The organism is Pseudomonas nitroreducens TX1 (assembly GCF_000313755.1).
In the GTDB taxonomy this organism is placed as follows: Bacteria; Pseudomonadota; Gammaproteobacteria; order Pseudomonadales; family Pseudomonadaceae; genus Pseudomonas; species Pseudomonas nitroreducens_A.
Genome location: NZ_AMZB01000115.1, coordinates 47336 through 68226 on the forward strand (window position 1 = coordinate 47336; position 20891 = coordinate 68226).

A 20891-nucleotide genomic window follows, 5' to 3' on the forward strand; every position below is an offset into this window, starting at 1 on the left:
TGCGCCCATGCGAGGGCTGCAGACCTTCCCTGAAAGGCCTGCAACAGAGTGGCTCAACGAAAAAAAAAGACGCGCCGTGGAATCGGCGCGTGGCGGGAACGTTTCCCGGAAGGACCCCTGCCGCCCGGGTGCGGCAGGGAGAGTGAGGTGTCAGTCCTGGCTGCTCATCCATGAGGCCTGGTCGATCTCGATCAGGGTGGGCAGTGAGCAGGCGCTGGCTTCGCGCAACGCGGCTCGCAGTGCCGCTTCGTCGCTGGCGCAGTGGGCCTTGCAGCCCAGCGCCCTGGCGGCGCCGATGAAGTCGGGTGTGTAGATGTCGACGCCGACCGGCTCGATGTCGCGGTTGACCATGTAGCGCTTGATTTCCTCGTAGCCGTGGTTGTTCCACAGCAGGACGATCAGCGGTACGTGCGCTTCCACCGCGCTGGCCAGTTCCGGCAAGGTGAACTGCAGCCCGCCGTCGCCGATCAGGCACAGCACCGGGCGTCGCGTGGCGTCGCCCAGCCAGGCGCCGATGGCGGCCGGCAATGCATATCCGAGGGTGCCGTAGCCGGTCGAGGAATTGAACCAGCGTCGCGGCTTTTCAAGGTCCAGGGTCAGGTTGCCGGTGTACACCGGTTGGGTCGAATCGCCGACCAGTGCCGCGTCGGGCAGCTCCTCCAGCGCAACGCGCAGGAAACGGGTCTGGGCGCGCAGGTTGTCGTCCAGGGAGGCCAGCACCGCTTCGCGCAGGCGGCCGGCGCGGCGGCTGCCCCATTGCTCCGTATCGACCGCCAGGGCCCGGCTTTCCAGGGCGCCGAGCAGGGCGTCCAGGGCCAGCCCCGCATCGGCCACCAGCGCGGCTCGCGGCGGGTAGTTGCGCACGGTCTGGTCGGGATCGATATCGATGCGCAGCAGCGCGCCTGGGATCTTGAACCCGTCGGCAAAGGTCACGTCGTAGTCGGTTTCGCCGAGCTCGGTGCCGACCGCGAGCACCACGTCGGCCTCATTGACCAGTTCGCGGGTGGCGTCGGTGGACTGCGTCGAGCCGATCAGCAGGGGATGCTGCGAGGGCAGCAGGCCCTTGGCATTGATCGTCAGCGCCACCGGCGCCTGCAGGCGCTCGGCCAGTCGCTGCAGGGCCGGTCCGGCATCGACGGCGCCGCCGCCGGCGAGGATCAGCGGGCGTCGCGCGCTTGCGAGCAGGCCAGCCATTTCGGTTACCGCCTCCGGCGCTGCGCCGGCGCGGGATACCCGGATCGGTTGGCTCGACAGCAGCGCGTCGGCGTCTTCCACCAGCACGTCGAGGGGAATCTCGATATGCACCGGACGCGGCCGGCCAGCCTGGAACAGGGCAAAGGCGCGGGCCAGCACGGCCGGCAGTTCAGCGGCCGACATCAGGGTGTGGGAGAAGGCGCTGCAACCGGCGACCAGGCTGCTCTGCGAGGGCAGCTCGTGCAGCTTGCCGCGACCACCGCCGAGCTGGCTGCGCGCCTGCACGCTGGAGATCACCAGCATGGGAATCGAGTCCGCGTAGGCCTGGGCCATGGCCGTGGCGATGTTGGTCATGCCCGGGCCGGTGATGATGAAGCACACGCCGGGCTTGCCGCTGGTGCGCGCATAGCCGTCGGCCATGAAGCCGGCGCCTTGTTCGTGGCGCGGCGTGACGTGGCGGATCTTCGAGCGGGCGAGCCCGCGATAGAGCTCCACGGTATGCACGCCGGGGATGCCGAACACCTGCTCGACGCCGTAGCCTTCGAGCAATTTCACCAATACTTCGCCGCATGTGGCCATGGACTTCATCCTTATTGTGGGTCGTCGGTCCGGCGCGTCATCGCGGTGTCTCCACCTGGAAAACCGGGCGGCAGGCAGAGGCGGGAGCGCGCGGGGAGAGGGCATTGGACCTGTCGGGCGAGGGCGCTGACAAACCAAAATTTGTCATACTAGGCATGTCTTCACCTCATGCCTGAGCCCCGATGAAGCGCTTGCCCCCTCTGCCTGCCCTGCACACCTTCCTGGTCACCGCGCAATGCTGCAACTTCACCCGCGCGGCCGGCCTCCTGCATATCACCCAGGGCGCGGTGAGCCGGCAGATCGCCGGCCTGGAAAGCCATCTGGGCTATACGCTGTTCCAGCGGCAGGCGCGCGGCCTGACCCTCACGCCCCAGGGGCGCGAGCTGCTGCCGCGCATCCAGCAGGTGTTCGCATTGATCGAAGAGGCGATGGAGGAGGTCGGTGGCAAGCGCGAGGCGCTGCAGCTCAAGGCGCCTACCTGCATCATGCGCTGGCTGTTGCCACGGCTGCTGCAATGGCAGACCGAGCGTCCGGACGTGCCGGTGGAGCTGACCACCACCGTGCAGCACTCGGTGGATTTTCGTAGCGAGGAGTTCGACGCCGCGGTGGTCTACAGCGTGCAGAAGAAGGATGGCCCCGCCTGCCACCGGCTGTTCGACGAGCAACTGACGCCGGTCTGCGCCCCGCAACTGCTGCACGGCCCGCTGCCCCTGGGCGCCCTGGAGGACCTGGAGCGGCATATGCTGCTGCACCCGACCCGCGACCAGCGCGACTGGGAGGCCTGGCTGTCCGCGGCCGGCACCCGGGTCAGCAACATGGGCAAGGGCCAGCACTTCGACACCCTCGACCTCGCCGTTTCGGTGGCCACCCAGGGTGCCGGCGTGGCGATGGGCGATTGGGCACTGATCGGCGACGACCTTCGCGCCGGGCGACTGGTGGCGCCTTTCGAACTGAAGGTGCGCACGGGGGCGGCGTATTACCTGGTGTATCCCGAACGTCGCGAGACGTCGCCGCAATTGCGCGAGCTGATCGACTGGCTGCTGCTGCAAGCGGCGGAGCCACAGGACTCGCCCACTGCCTGATGCCGCCCGGCGTCAGGCGCTCTCCCCCCGCGTGTCGGGCCACCCAGGTGGCTCGCCAGGGCGGCGCGCCACGATCGGACGACCTGTCCGGTGCTGTGTTCTGCCGAGTGAATTCCCGCTTCATTCAAGGAAAATTACTTTTGAAAAATCTGAAGTAATTATTTGCACAGGGCTATTTTCTCCAGCCCATCAAGCTGCGACAACTGCATTCACACCAAGCCGCTGAGGTCTTGGTCTACGCGGACCGGAGCGTCTGAAAAGCTCCGGCCGTGCTGTTGTTCCTTACTGCCAAAGCCCGGCGGCCACACGCCAGGCATACAACAACAATCGGCGAGTACAGGCCCGCGAAGCAGCGGTCTGTCAGAGGAATATCACCATGTCCATGCTTGCGCAGTTTCTCCGCTCCACCTCCTTCCCTGCACCCGCCGACGCGCCTCGACGCCTGACGCTTTCAGCCGCCGCGCCCGTGCGCTGAACCTCCTGCCGAATGCTTCGCCGTGCCCGACGGCGCGGTTAACCCTGCCCGGAGTTCGTCCATGCGACTCGAAATCTTCCGCACCCTGTGGGGCTACACCCCTGGCTGGCCGCAGGCCATCGCCGAGCTGCGCGAGGCCGGCTTCGACGGCCTGGAAGCGCGGCTGCCCCTGGAGCCTGCCATCCGCGCCGACCATGCACGATTGCTGGCAGCAGAAGGGGTGCCCTATATCGCGACCCTGTTCACCGCCCACGACGTGCTGCCCGATCAGGCGGCCAGCCCGCAGGATCACCTGGACGACCTGCAGCGCAAGCTGGGTTACGCCGCCGAGCTGTCGCCGCGCCTGGTCAACACCCTGGCCGGCAACGATCGCTGGCCGCTTGCCGCGCAGGTCGACTTCTTCGGCCGCGCCCTGGAGCTGGCCGCCGCGCAGGAACTGACCTGCCTCTTCGAGATTCACCGCGCACGTTCCCTATACAGCCCCTGGGTGACCCTCGAGCTGATCCGCCAGGTGCCCGAGCTGCGCTTCACCACCGACATCAGCCATTGGGTGGTGGTCTGCGAGCGCCTGCTCGACGACCCCGCCGATGATCTCGCGCCTTTCGTCGAGCGCGTGCAGCACATCCAGGCCCGTGTCGGCTACGACCAGGGGCCGCAAGTGCCGCACCCCGGCGCGCCGGAATACGCCAAGGCGCTGGCCTTCCACCAGCGGCACTGGGAGGCCGTGTGGCACGCCCAGCGGGCTCGCGGCCAAGAGATAACGACTCTGACCCCGGAATTCGGCCCGGACGGCTATTTGCACCACCTGCCTTTCACCAATGCCCCGATCGCCGATCTGTGGGCGCTGAACCGCTGGATGGCCGACGAAGAGCGTCGCCACTTCCAGCGCTTCCTCCAATCCTGAATCCGAACCGGAGCCATCGAACATGCAGGAGCAAGCGAGCAGAGCCTTCACCTCCATCCCCGTCATCGACATCGGCGGGCTGTTCAGCCCGCGCCTGGAGGAACGTCAGGCGGTGGCGGACGAACTGGGCAAGGCCGCCCGAGAAGTGGGCTTTCTCTACATCCGCAACCACGGCCTGGATCCTGCGCTGATCGAAGGTCTGCAAGCGGCCGCGCGGGACTATTTCGCCCAGTCGCTGGACGCCAAGATGCGCCACTACATCGGCGTATCGGAAAGCCACAAGGGCTTCGTCCCCGAAGGCGAGGAGGTCTACGCCAAGGGCAAGCCGGACCACAAGGAAGCCTTCGACGTCGGCTTCGAAGTGCCCGCCGACGACCCGCTGGTGCTGGCCGGCACGCCGCTGCTGGGGCCGAACCGCTGGCCGGAGGTGCCCGGCTTCCAGCAGCAGGTGAGCGCCTACTACCAGGCGGTGTTCGCCCTCGGCCGCAAGCTGTTCGACGGCTTCGCCCTGGCGCTGGGCCTGGAGGAGGGCTATTTCGACCCGCTGGTGAGCCGGCCGCCGTCGAAACTGCGCCTGATCCATTACCCCTTCGATGGCGAAGCGCAGGATGCACCGGGCATCGGGGCACATACCGACTACGAGTGTTTCACCATCCTGCACGCCACCCAGCCGGGCCTGGAAGTGATGAACGAAGACGGCGAGTGGATCGACGCGCCGCCAGTGCCGGGTGCCTTCGTGGTGAACATCGGCGACATGCTGGAGGTGATGACCAACGGCGCCTTCGTCGCCACCGCCCACCGCGTGCGCACCGTGCGCGAGGAGCGCTACTCGTTCCCGCTGTTCTACGCCTGCGACTACCACACGCAGATCCGCCCGCTGCCGCAGTTCGACAACGGCAGCCAGGACTACGAAACCATCGCCATCGGCGAGCACATGTGGAGCCAGGCGCTGCAGACCTACAGCTACCTGCGCCGCAAGGTCGCCGACGGCGAGCTGGCACTGCCGGAGCGGGCGCGCAAGCCGTCCAGCTTCGGCCACCTGAAAAAACAGACGCAGCCTTCCTGAAGCCGCGCGCAACCCTAGACTGGAGCAATCACCATGAAAACCACCCGCACCCTCCTGGCCGCCGCTGTCGTCGGCGCAGTCCTCCTGGGCCCCCTGCAGACCGCCAGCGCCGCCCTGACCGCCACGCCGGGGCAGTTCAAGGTCGGCATGGAAATCACCTACCCGCCCTTCGAGTCCTATGACGGCGACAAGGTGGTCGGCTCGGACCCCGAGCTGGCGGAGCTGCTGGCCAAGCACATGGGCCTTACGACGAGCTTCGTCAACACCAAGTTCTCCGGGCTGATCCTGGGCCTGAACGCCGGCCACTTCGATGCGGTGATCTCCGGCATGTACGTCACCCCCGAGCGTGCCGCGCAGGCCCTGGCGATCCCCTACGCGCAGACCGGCGCAGCCATCATGGTCCCGGCCGACAGCACCGAGCGCCCGGCGAAGCCCGAAGACCTCTGCGGCAAGAAGATCGGCCTGGAAAAGGGCACCACCTGGGTGCCGAAGTTCGAGGAGCTGTCCAAGACCTACTGCGTACCCAACGGCAAGGGCGCCATCAGCGTGAGCGAATACCCGTCCGCGCCGGAAGTGACCCAGGCGTTGCTGTCGAAGAACGTCCAGGCCCAGGTGGAGATTTCCGGCGCCGCGCACATGATCGCCGAGCGCTCCAAGGGCCGCGTGGTGGTCAGCTCCAGCGAGCTGATCTACAAGCAGACCCTGGGCATGTACGTGAAGAAGGGCAACCAGGAACTGTACGACGCACTCAAGAGCGCCTTCCAGAAGACCAAGGACAGCGGCGAATTCGCTGCCCTGCTGAAGAAGTACGCTCTGGAAGAAGCTCCGGCGACCGAGTGATTTCGCTTTAACGCAACATGAAAGACGGGGCTGGCCTCGCGCCAGCCTCGTTCGCCGAGGTCTCCATGCAATTCGACTGGTCCTACTTCTTCTCCCTGTTCTCCTTGCCGGATTTCTGGAAAGCGTGCGTCACGGTGATCGAGCTGAGCACCCTGACCTGGCTGATCGGTATGGTCCTGGGTTTCTTCCTCGCCTGCGCCAAGCTCTCCGGATCGCGCTGGCTGCGTGCGCCGACGGCGCTGTACATCTGGTTCTTCCGCAGCGTGCCGCTGCTGGTGCTGGTGGTGTTCGTCTACAACCTGCCGCAGCTCTTCCCGGCCAGCGGCGTGCTGCTGTCCAATCCGTTCGTCTCCGGCCTGCTGGCCCTGGTGCTGACCGAAGCGGCGTACATGGCCGAGATCCATCGCGGCGGCCTGATTTCCGTGGCCAAGGGCCAGAAGGAAGCGGGTCGCGCCCTGGCCATGGGCGGCATCGGCATCCAGCGCCTGATCGTCATTCCGCAGGCGTTCCGCATCTCGCTGCCGACGCTGATCAACGAGTACGTCACCGTGGTCAAGCTGACCTCGCTGGTCTCGGTCATTTCCCTCACCGAGCTGCTGCAGGTCGGCGAGCGCCTCTATGCGCAGAACTTCCTGGTGATGGAGACCCTGTCCGCGGTCGCCATCTACTACGTGCTGATCGTCACCCTGTTCGGCTGGGGCCTGCAGTACCTGGAGCACCGCCTGGACCTCAATGCCCGCAAGCCGGACACCCTGGCCGCCGAAGCTCTGGAGCGCGTGCGCAAGAACCTTCCGGCAACCCCGGTGGCCAGTCGTGAGGTCGCCCCGGCCGGTGCGCCGCCCGCGCTGAAACTCAAGGGTATCCGCAAGAGCTACGGCACCCATGAAGTGCTCAAGGGCGTCGACCTGAGCGTGGGCAACGGCGAGGTGGTTTCGATCATCGGTCCCTCCGGCTCCGGCAAGACCTCGCTGATTCGCACCGTCAACGGCCTGGAGGGCATCGACGGCGGCGCTATCGAGCTGTTCGGCAAGCCCTACATCGAAGCCGGCAAGCCGGACCCTGCGCGCCTGCGCGAGGGCGTGCAGCACATTGGCATGGTGTTCCAGAACTTCAACCTGTTCCCTCATCGCACCATCCTCGACAACGTCACCCTGGCGCCGCGCTTCCACGGCCTGGCCGGGCGCGACATCTGCGAGCAGAAGGCCCTGGCACTGCTGGACAAGGTCGGCCTGCTGGCCCATGCGAACAAGTACCCGCACCAGCTCTCCGGCGGCCAGCAGCAGCGCGTGGCCATTGCCCGCGCGCTGGCCATGGCGCCGGCGATCATGCTGTTCGACGAACCGACCTCGGCGCTGGACCCGGAGCTGGTGGGCGATGTGCTCAACGTGATCCGCGACCTGGCGAAGGAAGGTATGACCATGGTGATCGTCACCCACGAGATGGACTTCGCCCTGTCGATTTCCGACCGGGTGATCTTCATGGAGCACGGCCAGGTGCAGGTCGACGCCGCGCCGGCGAGCATCCGCAACGGCGACTGCGGCGAGCGGGTGATGCGCTTCATCGGCCTGGAACGACAGGCCGAGCAGGACCTGGCGCAGCAGCGGGCGTTCCTCGCCGGCTGATCTGCGCTGGCCTGGCGGCGGGGCGCGCCGCCAGGCAATTTCTGGAGCGCCGCCGCAGGGGCCGGTTGATCCCGGCCGTGCGGCAACTCGACGTGGCGCAGGCCGCTCAGGCGAGCCAGCGGCGGCAGCGCGTAGATCAGCGTGGTGTCCGCTGCGGTATCTGTGGAGCGAGGCGGGGAAATCTTACAGAACCTTCAGGCATGACCTTTTGGCCTGGCTGTCACCATTCCCTGCGTCTGCCGTTGGCGCTGCTGTCAGCCGCGCAGCAAATGCACTGCCAGACCCGCGAGCGCGCAGCCAAGCAACACCTGGATTACGCCGCGCTTGAAGCGGAACAGCGCAACTGCCGCGGCAATGGCGATCAGCGCCGAGGGCCAGTCGAACGTGCCTGCGAAGCCTTGCGGCCAGAGCACGTGATAGCCGAAGAACAGCGCCAGATTGAGGATCACGCCGACCACGGCGGCGGTGACGCCGGTCAGCGGTGCGGTGAATTTCAGCTCGTTATGCGTCGACTCCACCAGCGGGCCGCCGGCGAGGATGAACAGGAACGACGGCAGGAAGGTGAACCAGCTGACCAGGCTGGCGGCGACGGCGCCGGCAAGGAAGGCGTGATCGGCGCCGAACATCGGATGAACATAACCGCCAACGAAACCGACGAAGGCCACCACCATGATCAGCGGGCCGGGTGTGGTTTCACCCAGGGCCAGGCCGTCGATCATCTGCGTCGGCGACAGCCAGCCATAATGGCCGACCGCGCCCTGGTAGACGTAGGGCAGCACTGCATAGGCCCCGCCGAAGGTCAGTAGCGCGGCCTTGGTGAAGAACCAGCCCATCTGGGTCAGCGTGCCGTTCCAACCGAAAGAAGCGGTGAGCAGGGCCATGGGCAGAACCCATAGGGCGGCGCCGATCACCGCCAGCCGCAGCAGGCGTTGCCAGCGGAAGCGCGCATGCGCGGGCGTGGGCGTATCGTCGTCGATCACCGCCGGGCCATAACGGGTCCTGGCGGCGTCGTGTCCGCCGCCGATGACGAACTGGCCCGGCAGCCAGCGTCCGCCCAGGTAACCCAGCACGGCCGCCATCAGCACGATCAGCGGGAAGGGCACGTTGAGCGCGAAGATGGCCACGAAGGACGCCCCGGCTATGGCCCATAGCCAACCATTCTTCAGGGCCCGCGAGCCGATGCGATGGGCCGCGTGGAGCACGATGGCCGTCACCGCCGGCTTGATGCCGTAGAAGATGCCGGCAACCACCGGCACTTCGCCGAAGGCGATATAGACCCACGACAGGGCGATCAGGATGAACAGCGAGGGCAGCACGAACAGGGCCCCGGCGATGACTCCGCCCCAGGTCCGGTGCATCAGCCAGCCGATGTAGGTGGCCAGTTGCTGGGCTTCGGGGCCGGGCAGCAACATGCAGTAGTTGAGCGCGTGAAGAAAGCGTCGCTCGCTGATCCAGCGGCGGCGCTCCACCAACTCCTGGTGCATGATCGCGATCTGACCCGCGGGCCCGCCGAAGCTGATCAAGCCCAGTTTCAGCCAGAACAGGAAGGCCTCGAACAGGCCGACGGGACCGGGGGCTTGCGCCGTTTCCTCGCCGCCCTGCAGGGTCGATTCAGTCATGCATTTTCTCGTCGTTCGCGAAGGCGGCCGCTCGTCACCTGAGGCTTCGGCGGGTTGGACGACGCCGAAGTCGAGGGGGCGCAGTCGCTGGGGTATCCAGGCACTCTACAATTTTTGTCGTGCCGTGCAAATTGAAGGCGTTGCTGTCCTGCGTCCGCCATGAGGCGGCGAGGGCGGAGCGGCGGTGCATCCGCATGTGCACGGAACGAGCGGGATCGAAAGGCTCAGGCCTGGTCCGAACAGATGCCCAGAATTGCCCTTGCCGCCGCTTCGGTGCCGCGCGAGGCCTGCATCTGTTCGCGCGCGGCGCTCAGGCGTTGCGCCATGGCCTTGTCAGCGAGCAGTTCGGCAAGGGCGGCGGGCAGGACTGCCAGCGGGTCCTCGAAGCGCGGCAGGTAGCGCGCTACGCCCACTTCCTCGGCGCGCCGGGCGTTGTCGTGGCCGTCCCAGCAGTAGGGGATGATCACCGACGGCAGGCCGAAATACAGCGCCTCGCAGAAGCTGTTGTTGCCGCCGTGGTGGATGAACAGCTGGCACTCGCGCAGCACCGCTGGCTGCGGGTACCAGCTGTCGAGGTAGACGTTGTCCGGTACCGTGTCGTAGTGCTCGCGGTAGGCGCCGACGTTGATCAGGAAGCGGTAGGGCAGCTGCGCCACCGCGTCGATCAGCCGGCGCATCATCGCCACGTCGGCGGCGCCGAGGCTGCCGAAGCTGACGTAGATCAGCGGTGCGTCATCATGCCGGGGGAACTGCGGCGGGACGTACGGCGCCTCGCTGCGCACGCAGCCGTCCAGGTACAGGTAGCGCTCGGCGGGCAGCGGTTTTTCGCGCGCGTAGCGCACCGGCGTCGGCGACAGCAGCAGGTTGAGCCAGGGCGAATCCTCGAGGAACTGGCCGGCGGGCAAGGCGGGGTGGCCGCACTCGGCGAGGAAGCGGGCGAAGCGCTCGTGTGCCGCTTTCGTTGCTTGCAGGTAATGCTCGCGGTACGTCGCGCAGGCTGTTGCATCGCTGCTGCTGGCGCCGGACAGGTAGGGCGGCACGGCAGCGTCGGGCAGCTCGGTTTCCGCGCACGAGACCATGCGCACCCAGGGGCAGCCGGCGGCTGAGATGGCCGGGAAGCTGACCACGTTGTCCAGCACGATGGCGTCGGGCTTGAGCCGGGCGAGCAACTGCTGCAGCGGTTTTTCCGACTCGATGGCGGTGTCGATGATGGCTTCCCAGGCCGGCGCCACGTAACTGTCGATCTGCACCAGGGGCGGCTGGTCGAAATAGGGCACGTTGCGCTCGATGAAGCGCTCCCAGTAGTGCTGGTGGTCGGCGGCGGACAGCGGCGAGTCCAGTTGCAACGGGTACTCGGCGAAACCGTACTCGGCGAAGATGCCCTGGAAATGCGCATGGCAGATGAACACCGGGCGCGCGCCAAGGTCGCGCAGGGCCTGGGCGATGCCGATGCAGTTCAGCGCGGCGCCGAAGCTGGCCTCGGGGAAGAAGGCGATGGTTCTTGTTTTTTGCGTCATGGGCACATCCGGGTGTTGCTCAGAGCCTGTTTACGATCTGCTGCGCGTCGGCATAACTGCGTTAAAAACAGGCTCGGATTGCTCATTTACAGCTCGTAAACTCCGCATCCTCGCCTGTTTTTGCCTTGTTTTGCTCTAGCTCGCGAGATCGTAAACAGGCTCTCACGGGCACTGCGTGAAACTGATACTGCATTTTTTCGTTAAAAAAAACACCGTGAGTGAAAAATACTTAGCGGCGCGCTCCGGCGAGCGACTGCGGAATCCCGCGGTTGGCGGTCTGCGGACGCTGCGCGAAGGACAGTCGCAGGTGCAGGCGCATCAGGTCGGCGGCGATTTCCAGCTGGCCGCGCTCGATCTGCTCGATGATCCGCAGGTGTTCGCGCAGGGCTTCCTGCAGGCGGTGCACGCTGACCATCGGCAGCAGGTTGGGCAGGCGGCGCAGGCGCTGGTGCTGCAACAGGGCGTCGCCGACGAAGCGGTTGCCGCAGCCCTGGGCGATCAACTCGTGGAAGCCGATGTCCAGCTCGCGGAACTGCGCCACGTCGAAGCGCTCGATGGGCGCACCGAGCAGGTCCTGCATGGCGCCGCGCAGCAGCGCGAGACGGGCAAGGTCGGGGTCGAAACCGGGCGCCAGCAGCGCCTCTGGCTCCAGGATCAGGCGGTAGCGCAGGCTGTCTTCCAGCGCCGCGAGGTTGTTCAGCAGCGGACGGAATGACCAGCTCTGCCCGGCGCCGCGCTCCAGCACCTGGTCTTCGCTGAGCTGCGCCAGCACCTTCTGCGCGGCGGCACGGCCAATGTCATAGCGGCGCATCAGCTCGCTGGCACTGAGGCTGTTGCCCAACCGCCCGGCCATGCGGTCGCGCAGCACCGAGGCGGCCAGCGCCTGTTCTTCGGCCTGGGGCAGGGCGGGGCCCAGCACCTGGGCGGAAGGATCGGCCGCCAGGCGATAGCCCTTGCCCGGCTCATGGGCCACCAGTTGCTGTTCCAGCAGCAGGTCCAGCCCTGCGCGGATCAGCGTGCGCGACACACCGAAGGTGCGCGCCAGCTGCTGCTCGGACAGCCCGTCGCCATCTCCCAGCCCGCTGTCCTGGGCGTGCTCGATGATCCGCCGGGCCAGTTCCAGGTGGTTGGTGCGTGGTTTTTTCTCGGTGTCCTTGCTCAAGCGGCTTCTCTCCAGCAGGCCCGTCATAGAGGGCGACCCCTTATGCCATAGCGAGGATGGTCCAACAAGAATGTGAGAAATGGTTGTAGGAAATTGTTGACTTCGCCAGTCATTCGGTTTTTATTTTGAAAAAAAGACATGTAGTACGCTTTTCGTTCCGCTGCCGTCGACACACAAAAACAACCATCGTCAGGTGCGCAAGATGAAGCTGAAGACCATGCTCTACGCAGGGGCGACCCTCGCGCTCACGCTGTCCGCCACTACGGCCAGCGCCAAGGATCTGGTGATCTCCATCTGGGACGGCTACATGGCCCCGGACAACCTGGAGAAGTTCCAGAAGGCCACCGGCCTCGAAGCCGACAAATCCCTGCACGCCACCAACGAAGAGATCATGGGCAAGCTCATGGCCTCCGGCGGCGAAGGCTATGACGTGGTGTTCGTTTCCTCGCCCTTCGCCGAGATCCTGCACAAGCAGGGCCTGCTCGCCGAGATCGATCCGGCCAAGGTGCCGAACCTGAAGAATCTCTACCCCGAAGCGCAGAAGCTCGAGTACGACGTCGGCAACCATTTCTCCGTGCCGTACACCTGGGGCACCACCGGCATCTGCTACCGCTCGGACAAAGTCAGCCCGGCGCCTTCGAGCTGGAGCGACCTGCTCAAGCCTTCCGATGCCTTGAAAGGCAAGACCACCATGCTGGCCACCGACCGCTGGCTGCTGGGCGCGGGCTTCCTGGCCAACGGCTGGTCGGTGAACGATGGCAACCCGGACCAGATCAACGCGGTGCGCGACCAACTGATCGCCACCAAGAAGCGCCTGCTGTCCTTCGACGACACCACCTTCTACTCCAAGCTGGCCTCGGGCGAGGCGCTGATGGCCCACGCCTGGGACGGCTGGTGCAACTACGGCACCCAGGCCAACGAGTCGATCAAGTTCGTGGTGCCCAAGGAGGGCTCCGACCTCTGGGTGGACACCATGGTCGTGCTGAAGAGCTCGAAGAACCCCGACGCCGCCTACCGCTTCATCAACTACATGCTCGAACCGGCCAATCATGCCTGGGTCGCGGAGAACATCCTCTACAAGGTGCCCAACCAGGCGGCGATGGCCACCCTGAAGCCGGACCTGCTGGCCAAGTACCCGAACCTCACCACCACGCCGGCCGAACTGGTCAAGCAACAGCAGTTGCGTGATGTGGGTGGCTCGACGCAGAAGGCGTACACCCGCGCCGTAACGGAAATCATGGCCGCTCAGTAAGGCCGATGGGGTGTCGCACTGGCGCCCCGCAATTCTCTCCGGAATAACCCTGAAGCACCCCGCCTGGCGTGGGGTTGGGGGAACTACGCATGACCGCTTTATCCGCCGACCGCAAATTGTCGGCCTGGCTGCTCGCGCCCGGTCTGGGCTGGCTGGCCCTGTTCCTGCTGCTGCCGTGCTTGCTGGTGCTCGTCTACAGCTTCCTCGAACGCGGTGCCTATGGCGGCATCGACTACGTGTTCACCTGGGAAAACTATCGCCGCGCGGTGGACCCGCTGTACCTCGACATCCTCCTGCGCTCGGCAAAGATCGCCGGCCTTGCCATGCTGTTCGCGGTGCTCATCGGCTACCCGGCGGCCTACGCCATCACCCGCACCACGCCACGCCGGCAGGCGGTGTACCTGTTCCTGGTGATGCTGCCGTTCTGGAGCAACTACCTGATCCGCACCTACGCCTGGATCGTGCTGCTCAACCGCGAGGGCCTGCTCAACCGCCTGTTCAGCCTGCTGGGCTACAGCGGGGAGCCGTTCAGCCTGCTCTACACCGATGCCACCGTGGTGCTGGGGCTGGTCTACAACTACATCCCCTTCGTCATCCTCGCCATCTACAGCTCGCTGTCGCGCATCGACAACGAACTCTGGGAAGCCTCGCGGGACCTCGGCGCCTCCGGCTGGACCACCTTCCGCCGGGTGATCCTGCCGCTGTCGGTGCCGGGCGTGGCGGCCGGCGCGGTGTTCGTCTTCGTACTGTCGATCGGCAACTTCATCACCGCCGACCTGCTCGGCGGCAAGCAGGTGCAGATGGTCGGCAACCTGATCTACGCGCAGTTCCTCACCGCGCGGGACTGGCCGTTCGGCGCGGCGCTGAGCTTCTTCCTGATCGGCATCATGATGCTGCTGCTGTTCATCCAGGCCCTGGTCTCGCGCCGGGCCCAGGGCGCGGAGGGCGAGCGCCATGCGTAACCCGTCCGGACTCGCCCTGGGCACGCACCTCTGGCTGGTGTACGCCTTCCTCTATGTGCCGATCCTGGTGCTGATCCTGCTGTCGTTCAACGCCAGCGGCCTGCCCACCGCGTGGGGCGGCGCCTCGCTGAAGTGGTACGCCAAGCTGCTGGCCAATGCCTCGATCCAGCACGCGGCGCTGAACACCCTGATCGTCGCACTGACCTCCACCTTCATCGCCTGCGTGCTCGGCACCTTGCTAGCGCTGGGCGTGGAAATGCGCGCACGCAACAGCGGCAAGAAAGGCAGCAATATCGCCGACACCCTGCTGATGGCGCCGATGATCATCCCCGACATCGTCCTGGCCATCGCGCTGCTGAGCTTCTTCAACCTGCTGAAGATGAGCCTGGGGCTGCACTCGATCATCCTCAGCCACGTGGTGTTCAACATCGCCTTCGTCTGCGCGGTGGTTCGCACGCGGCTCAAGCACTTCGACTACTCGATCCTCGAAGCCAGCATCGACCTGGGCGCCGGCTGGTTCACCACCGCGCGCCGCGTACTGCTGCCGGCGATCTTCCCCGGCGTGCTGGCCGGCGGACTGCTGGCATTCACCCTGTCGGTGGACGAATTCATCATCGCCTTCTTCAACGCAGGCTCCGGCAGCGCCTCCACCACCTTGCCGATGCAGATCTACTCGATGATCCGCTTCGGCGTGACCCCGGAAATCAACGCCCTCGCCACCCTGGTGATGCTGGTCAGCTTCACCGCGCTGTTCGCCTCCCAACGTCTGAACAAGGTGCCCAAAGCCCATGACTAAGTCATCCGACCTGCTCGTGCTGGAGCAGGTGAGCAAATCCTACGGCGAGGGCCTGACGGCGGTGGACCAGGTGTCCCTGGCGATCCGCGAAAACGAGTTCTTCGCGCTGCTGGGCCCCTCCGGCTGCGGCAAGACCACCCTGATGCGCATGATCGCCGGCTTCGAGACGCCATCCTCCGGTGCCATCTATCTCAATGGCCAGGACATCTCGCCGCTGCCGCCGAACAAGCGACCGCTGAACCTGATGTTCCAGTCCTATGCGCTGTTCCCCAACATGACCGTGCGCGGCAACATTGCCTACGGCCTGGAAATGGAGAAGCTACCGGCCGGTGAAATCCGCCAGCGTGTGGATGCGGTGCTCGAGACCGCGCAACTCGGCCAGCTCGCCAACCGCCGCCCGGACCAGCTTTCCGGTGGCCAGCGTCAGCGCGTCGCCCTGGCACGCGCGCTGGTCAAGCGCCCGCGTGTGCTGCTGCTGGACGAACCCCTCGGTGCGCTGGACAAGAAGCTGCGCGAGAAGATGCAGCTGGAACTCAAGCGTCTGCAGCACGAGAGCGGCATCACGTTCATCATGGTCACCCACGACCAGGAAGAAGCCCTGGTCATGTCCGACCGCATGGCCGTGCTGCGCGACGGCAAGGTCTGCCAGTGCGGCAGCCCCAGCGAACTCTACGAGAACCCGGGCAGCCGCTTCGTCGCCGACTTCATCGGCGTCAGCAACCTGATCGAGGGCCGCCGCGTGGGCACAAATCGCCTGCAGGCGGGCGACCAAGTGCTGAACATCGAGACCACCGCCGAGTCGAGCCCGGAGAGCGTGACCCTGGCGCTGCGCCCGGAGCGCCTGCGCGTGCTCACCGATGCCACGCCGGCCACCGACAACCAGATCCAGGGCCAGGTGGCGGAAGTTGCCTACCACGGCCTGGACACCAACCTGCACGTGAATACGGCGCTGTCCAGCAAGCCGCTGATCGTCCGCGTGCCGTCGTCTGACTACGACTTCTTGCGCCTCGCCGCCGGCATGCCGGTGCGCCTGGGCTGGGATGCGCGGCACGGCCGCGTGCTGACTCACTGATTGCTTCAAGAACAAGATCGACAGGAGAGCACCATGAGTAGTGAACGCAAGGTCATCGCATTCTTCCCCGAGGCCGCCTATGGCCCGGCCCTCAATTCCGTCGGCATCGCCCAGGCCTGCGAGGCGCTGGGGCACAAGGCGGTGTTCCTCACCGACCCGGGGATGACCGGGGTGTACGCCGCCTATGGCTTCGAGGAGCATTACGTGAACATGTCCGAGCCGATGCCGGCCGAGGAGATGGCGCGCTACTGGACCGACTTCATCAACGGCCACATCCCCAACTTCCGCAAGGCGCCCATCGACCAGCTCGACAACTATGTGAAGGAGTGCTGGGAGGCCATCGTCTCCACCGCCAAGTGGGCGCAGAAGGAGCTGCCGGCGATCCTCGACAAGATCAAGCCGGACCTGATCTGCGTGGACAACGTGATTCTCTTCCCGGCCATCAAGCACTACGGCAAGCCCTGGGTGCGGATCATCTCCTGCTCGGAGAACGAGGTGCACGACCCGGACATCCCGCCGTACCTGTCGGGCATGAGCGTGGACGACAAGGACGGCCACGCGCGCTTCCAGAAGCGCTTCGAGGAAGTGATCGCGCCGATCCATGCCGACTTCAATGACTTCCTCGCCCAGTGCGGCGAGCGGCCGTATCCGCTGGGCGTGTTCTTCGAAGAGTCGCCCTACATGAACCTGCTGCTGTACCCGGACCCGGTGAAGTTCCAGCGCCGCCACCCGCTGCCGGCGCGGCAGTTCCACTACCTGCAGGGTTGCGTGCGCACCGACAAGCCGTATGAGATTCCGCAGTTCAAGGCACACAACGACAAGCCGCTGCTGTACGTCAGCTTCGGCAGCCTGGGCTCGGGCGACGTCGAGCTACTCAAGCGCCTGGTCAACACCATCGGCAAGCTGCCGTACCGCGCGCTGTTCAACGTCGGCGAGCACGTGGAGAAGTACACCGACCTGCCGGACAACGTGATCGTCTCCAACTGGTATCCGCAGCCCTCGGTGATCGCTCAGGTCGACGGGGTGATCCACCATGGCGGCAACAACAGCTTCACCGAGTGCCTGTTCTTCGGTAAGCCGGCCATCGTCATGCCCTACGTCTGGGACGGCCACGACAACGCCATGCGCGCCCAGGAAAGCGGCCACGGCCTGCGCATGGACCGCTACGACTGGAGCGAGGAAGACCTGGCGCGCAACATCGCCCAGCTGCTGGGCGATGAGCTGATGCAGGAGCGCCTGGCGCGCACCAGCGACTACATGCGCTCGCGCAAGGGGCCGGAAGACGCCGCGCGCATCCTCGACCAACTGATGGGCGGCAAGGCGGTGAACCATGCCTGAGTCCTTCTTTAATGGAGCGTCCAGCGCGCCGCACATTCGCGGTGCCCGCACGTACGACGACCTGGTGGACTGGGGCGTGCAGTCCGATGCGCTGGAAGGCGTGTCGCATTCCAGCGGCCGCCTGTTGTTCAAGGGACCGAACAACAGCCCCGAGACCGGCCTGTGGGTCTGCACCCCTGGCCGCTGGCGGCTGTCGATCCCGCGCGACGAGTTGTGCCACTTCGTATCCGGCCGCGCCACCTACCGCTCCGACGCGGGCGAGGTGGTCGAGGTCGAGCCCGACACCCTGGTGCTGTTCCCGGCTGGCTGGACTGGCGAATGCACCGTGCACACCACCATTCGCAACCTCTACATGTTGGCCTGACCTGGAGGACTCGTAGGGCGCATAACGCCCCAAGCGTTATCCGCCGTCGATCCTGCGCCGAACCCCTCGGCGGATAACCGCAAGCGGTTATTCGCCCTACGCCTTATCCGGCCGCCCGTGTGGGTGGCCATTGTTGGAGAAAGACATGAAGACCCCCGTTATCCACCGCCCGCTGCAAGTCACCGAACTCAAGGACTGGGGCGTGATCCCGACCATGCTGGAGGGCGAGTCCCACGTTAGTGGCGTGGTGCTGCACAAGGGGCCCGAAGGCCAGTCCGAATGCGGCATCTGGCACTGCACGCCAGGCAAGTGGTTCTGCCACGTGACCAGCGACGAGTTCTGCCACTTCCTCGAAGGCCGCTGCACCTACGTCCACGAGTCCGGCGAGGTGATCGAGATCGAGCCGGACACCGCGGCCTTCTTTCCCAAGGATTGGAAGGGCGTGTGCACCGTGCACGAGACCATCAAGAAGGTCTACATGATCCGGTGATGCCATGAACCTGCCCTGCGAAACCACCCGCGCTGCCGCCCGCGAGACTTTCCTCGCGAGCGGCGGCCTGGCCGGCGCGGCCATCACTGCGCTACCGGCGGATGCCTCGGCGAGGCGCTACTTCCGCGTCGATGGCAGGGGCCTGCTGCTGATGGACTCGCCACCCGGCGCCGAGCCGCTGGCACCCTACCTGCGGGTGGCGCAATTGCTGCGCGACTGCGGGCTGTCGGCGCCCGGCGTGCTGGCGGCCGACCGCGAGCTGGGCCTGGCGCTGATCGAGGACTTCGGCGACGCCACCTACACTCGGTTGCTCGCCGCCGGCCACAGTGAGATGGAGCTATACCGTCTCGCCGTGGACTCCCTGGTACGCCTGCACCGTGCCGGCCCGCAAGCGGCCGAAGGCGTGCCGGCCTACGACGGGCAGAAGCTGGCGGACGAGGCGGCGTTGTTCATCGACTGGTACGCGCCATTGCTGGTGGGCGAAAAGGCTGCCGCGCTGGTTCGCGAGCGCTACCTGGCAGAGTTCGCGGTGCTCTGGCGCGACGTCTCGATGCGCCGCGAAGTGCTGGTGCTGCGCGACTACCACGTTGACAACCTGATGCTGCTGGAGGGCAGGGCAGGGGTGGCGGCGTGCGGCCTGCTGGACTTCCAGGACGCACTGTTCGGCGCGCCGGCCTACGACCTCATGTCCCTGCTTGAAGACGCGCGCCGCGATATTCCCGAAACGCTGCGCGTGACCCTGCTCACCCATTACCTCAGCCAGCGCCCGGAAGTGGACGGCCGGCGCTTCATGGCCGATCTCCAGGTGCTCGCCGCGCAGCGCCACGCCAAGGTGCTGGGCATCTTCGTGCGCCTGGCCAAACGCGATGGCAAGCACGGTTACCTCAAACACCTGCCGCGCGTGCTGCGCCTGTTCCAGCGCGCGCTCGACAACGAGCACCTGCGTTCGCTGGCGGCACTGCTCGATTCCCATCTGCCGAACTGGCGGCAGCCGCTGGAGAGCGACGTGATCGCCCAGCGTCTGGCCTCATCCGAGTCCCTGCGGAGTATTCCATGACCGGCTTTCACGTTGATCTGCCCCTGCGTTTCATCGGCCCGCATTACCAGGGCGTGGCGACGCAGCGCGTGCGCGACATCATCAACCCCGCCGACCTGACCATGGTCGGCCGCATTGCCCTGTGCGATGCGCAGGACGTAGACGCTGCCATCGACGCGGCCAATGCCGCCCAGCGCGAGTGGAAACGCGTGGACGCGAAGTCCCGCGCGGCGATCCTTCATCAACTGGCGAATACCATCGAGACCGACCAGGCCACCCAGCGCGAAGTGGCACGGCTGATGACCCTGGAAATGGGCAAACCCTTCCCCGAGGCCATGGGCGAGCTGGCCAACTGCGCGCCGATCTTCCGCTACTACGCCGAAATGGCCCGCGACGAGGCCGGCAAGGTGGCCGGGACCACGCAGCTCGGTTCGTTCCAGCATGTGCGCTACGAACCCTATGGCGTGAGCGTGCACATCATGCCGTTCAACTTCCCCATCCTGCTGATGTGCTGGACCCTGGCGGCCTCGCTGGCCGCCGGCAACGCCTGCATCGTCAAGCCGGCGGAAAGCACCACCTTGTGCACGCTGAAATTCATGGAGCACTTCAAGGTGCTGCCGACGGGCATGGTCAGTTGCGTGCCGGGCGATGCCAGCACCGCGCAGCGACTGGTGCAGTCCGAGCGTACCCACGCCGTGGCCTTCACCGGCAGCGTGGCAGCGGGCAAGGCGGTGGCCGTAGCCTGCGCCGAGCGGATGAAGCCGGCGGTGATCGAGGCCGGCGGCAGCGACCCGATGATCATCTCCCGCCACGCGCCGCTGGAAGTGGCGGCGGCCGGCGCGGTGACCGCGGCCTTCCATCTGACGGGGCAGATCTGCACCTCGGCGGAGCGCTTCTTCGTGGTTGACGAGATTCACGATGAGTTCGTCGCGCGCTTCGCCGAGCGCACCCGCGCACTGCGCATCGGCCATGGGCTGGAACGCTCGGAGATCGGCCCGCTGGTCAGCGAAGCGGCCCGCGCCAAGGTGATTCGCCTGGTGGACGACGCCGTGGCCAAGGGCGCCACGCTGGTCTGCGGCGGGCGTATTCCGCCGCAATTCCCGGTGGGCTGGTACTTTGAGCCGACCATCCTCACCGACGTCACCCCGGCCATGGCGATCTTCCACGAGGAGTGCTTCGGTCCGGTGGCGGCAATCTGCAAGGTAAAGGATTTCGACGAGGCCGTGCGGCTGGCCAACGATTCACCCTTCGGCCTGGGCGCCTCGCTGTTCTCCACCGACCTGGCCGAGGCCATGGAAGCGGCGGACCGCCTGGAAGCGGGTATGGTCTGGGTGAACAACCCGCTGATCGATAACGATGCGCTGCCGTTCGGTGGCTGGAAAATGTCCGGCATGGGCCGCGAACTGGGCCGCCAGGGCCTGGATGCGTTCCGCCGCTCGAAGATGGTGATCATCGACCACCAGCCGCAGATTCATTCCTGGTGGTATCCCTATAGCGACGAAGTGTTCTACCCGGGCTGAT

At 66.0% G+C, this 20891-nt stretch carries 18 protein-coding genes; 14 read left to right on the forward strand and 4 right to left on the reverse strand.

Annotation, left to right across the window (positions count from 1 at the left end; genetic code table 11):
* Positions 1-150: 150 nt before the first annotated feature.
* On the reverse strand, positions 151-1773 hold the full coding sequence (locus C167_RS0115600) for a 5-guanidino-2-oxopentanoate decarboxylase (RefSeq protein WP_017519213.1): 1623 nt from the start codon (positions 1771-1773) through the stop codon (positions 151-153).
* Between the two features lie 182 nt (positions 1774-1955).
* Between C167_RS0115600 and C167_RS0115605 the strand changes: the two genes are divergently transcribed.
* From C167_RS0115605 to C167_RS0115625, 5 genes are all read left to right on the forward strand, one after another.
* On the forward strand, positions 1956-2855 hold the full coding sequence (locus C167_RS0115605) for a LysR substrate-binding domain-containing protein (protein ID WP_017519214.1): 900 nt from the start codon (positions 1956-1958) through the stop codon (positions 2853-2855).
* A gap of 536 nt (positions 2856-3391) precedes the next feature.
* Entirely contained in the window at positions 3392-4234 is an 843-nt protein-coding gene (locus C167_RS0115610; protein ID WP_017519215.1) for a sugar phosphate isomerase/epimerase family protein, read from the forward strand.
* Positions 4235-4256: 22 nt separating this feature from the next.
* Complete coding sequence (locus C167_RS0115615; RefSeq protein ID WP_017519216.1) at positions 4257-5300, forward strand: isopenicillin N synthase family dioxygenase; 1044 nt, start codon at positions 4257-4259, stop codon at positions 5298-5300.
* Positions 5301-5333: 33 nt separating this feature from the next.
* The gene (locus tag C167_RS0115620; RefSeq protein ID WP_017519217.1) at positions 5334-6140 is read left to right on the forward strand and encodes an ABC transporter substrate-binding protein; all 807 of its coding nucleotides are present in this window, start codon (positions 5334-5336) and stop codon (positions 6138-6140) included.
* A 65-nt stretch (positions 6141-6205) separates the two neighbouring features.
* On the forward strand, positions 6206-7762 hold the full coding sequence (locus C167_RS0115625; protein WP_026079088.1) for an amino acid ABC transporter permease/ATP-binding protein: 1557 nt from the start codon (positions 6206-6208) through the stop codon (positions 7760-7762).
* Between the two features lie 254 nt (positions 7763-8016).
* Here the strand turns inward: C167_RS0115625 and chrA are convergent, their stop codons facing one another.
* From chrA to C167_RS0115640, 3 genes are all read right to left on the reverse strand, one after another.
* The gene (gene chrA, locus C167_RS0115630; protein WP_017519219.1) at positions 8017-9381 is read right to left on the reverse strand and encodes a chromate efflux transporter; all 1365 of its coding nucleotides are present in this window, start codon (positions 9379-9381) and stop codon (positions 8017-8019) included.
* Between the two features lie 224 nt (positions 9382-9605).
* Complete coding sequence (locus C167_RS0115635) at positions 9606-10898, reverse strand: glycosyltransferase (protein WP_017519220.1); 1293 nt, start codon at positions 10896-10898, stop codon at positions 9606-9608.
* 229 nt (positions 10899-11127) lie between these two features.
* Positions 11128-12060 (reverse strand): GntR family transcriptional regulator, encoded by a 933-nt coding sequence (locus C167_RS0115640; protein ID WP_017519221.1) that lies wholly within the window; start codon positions 12058-12060, stop codon positions 11128-11130.
* A gap of 202 nt (positions 12061-12262) precedes the next feature.
* On the opposite strand from C167_RS0115640, the gene C167_RS0115645 reads away from it, so the two are divergent.
* The 9 genes from C167_RS0115645 (at position 12263) to C167_RS0115685 (ending at position 20890) form a co-directional block, all read left to right on the forward strand.
* Complete coding sequence (locus C167_RS0115645) at positions 12263-13312, forward strand: polyamine ABC transporter substrate-binding protein (protein ID WP_017519222.1); 1050 nt, start codon at positions 12263-12265, stop codon at positions 13310-13312.
* A gap of 89 nt (positions 13313-13401) precedes the next feature.
* Positions 13402-14274, forward strand: a complete 873-nt coding sequence (locus tag C167_RS0115650; protein ID WP_017519223.1) for an ABC transporter permease — start codon at positions 13402-13404, stop codon at positions 14272-14274.
* On the forward strand, positions 14267-15070 hold the full coding sequence (locus C167_RS0115655) for an ABC transporter permease (RefSeq protein WP_017519224.1): 804 nt from the start codon (positions 14267-14269) through the stop codon (positions 15068-15070). The genes C167_RS0115650 and C167_RS0115655 overlap by 8 nt, the downstream gene beginning before the upstream one ends.
* Positions 15063-16142, forward strand: coding sequence for an ABC transporter ATP-binding protein (locus C167_RS0115660; protein WP_017519225.1), 1080 nt, complete (start codon positions 15063-15065; stop codon positions 16140-16142). The genes C167_RS0115655 and C167_RS0115660 overlap by 8 nt, the downstream gene beginning before the upstream one ends.
* Positions 16143-16175: 33 nt before the next feature.
* Complete coding sequence (locus tag C167_RS0115665; RefSeq protein WP_017519226.1) at positions 16176-17480, forward strand: nucleotide disphospho-sugar-binding domain-containing protein; 1305 nt, start codon at positions 16176-16178, stop codon at positions 17478-17480.
* Positions 17473-17844 (forward strand): cupin domain-containing protein, encoded by a 372-nt coding sequence (locus C167_RS0115670; RefSeq protein ID WP_017519227.1) that lies wholly within the window; start codon positions 17473-17475, stop codon positions 17842-17844. The genes C167_RS0115665 and C167_RS0115670 overlap by 8 nt, the downstream gene beginning before the upstream one ends.
* A gap of 145 nt (positions 17845-17989) precedes the next feature.
* Positions 17990-18334, forward strand: coding sequence for a cupin domain-containing protein (locus tag C167_RS0115675; protein WP_017519228.1), 345 nt, complete (start codon positions 17990-17992; stop codon positions 18332-18334).
* 4 nt (positions 18335-18338) lie between these two features.
* Positions 18339-19391, forward strand: coding sequence for an aminoglycoside phosphotransferase family protein (locus C167_RS32625; RefSeq protein ID WP_017519229.1), 1053 nt, complete (start codon positions 18339-18341; stop codon positions 19389-19391).
* A complete protein-coding gene (locus tag C167_RS0115685) occupies positions 19388-20890 on the forward strand; it encodes an aldehyde dehydrogenase family protein (protein WP_017519230.1) in 1503 nt (500 codons plus the stop codon). The genes C167_RS32625 and C167_RS0115685 overlap by 4 nt, the downstream gene beginning before the upstream one ends.
* Position 20891: the final 1 nt, after the last annotated feature.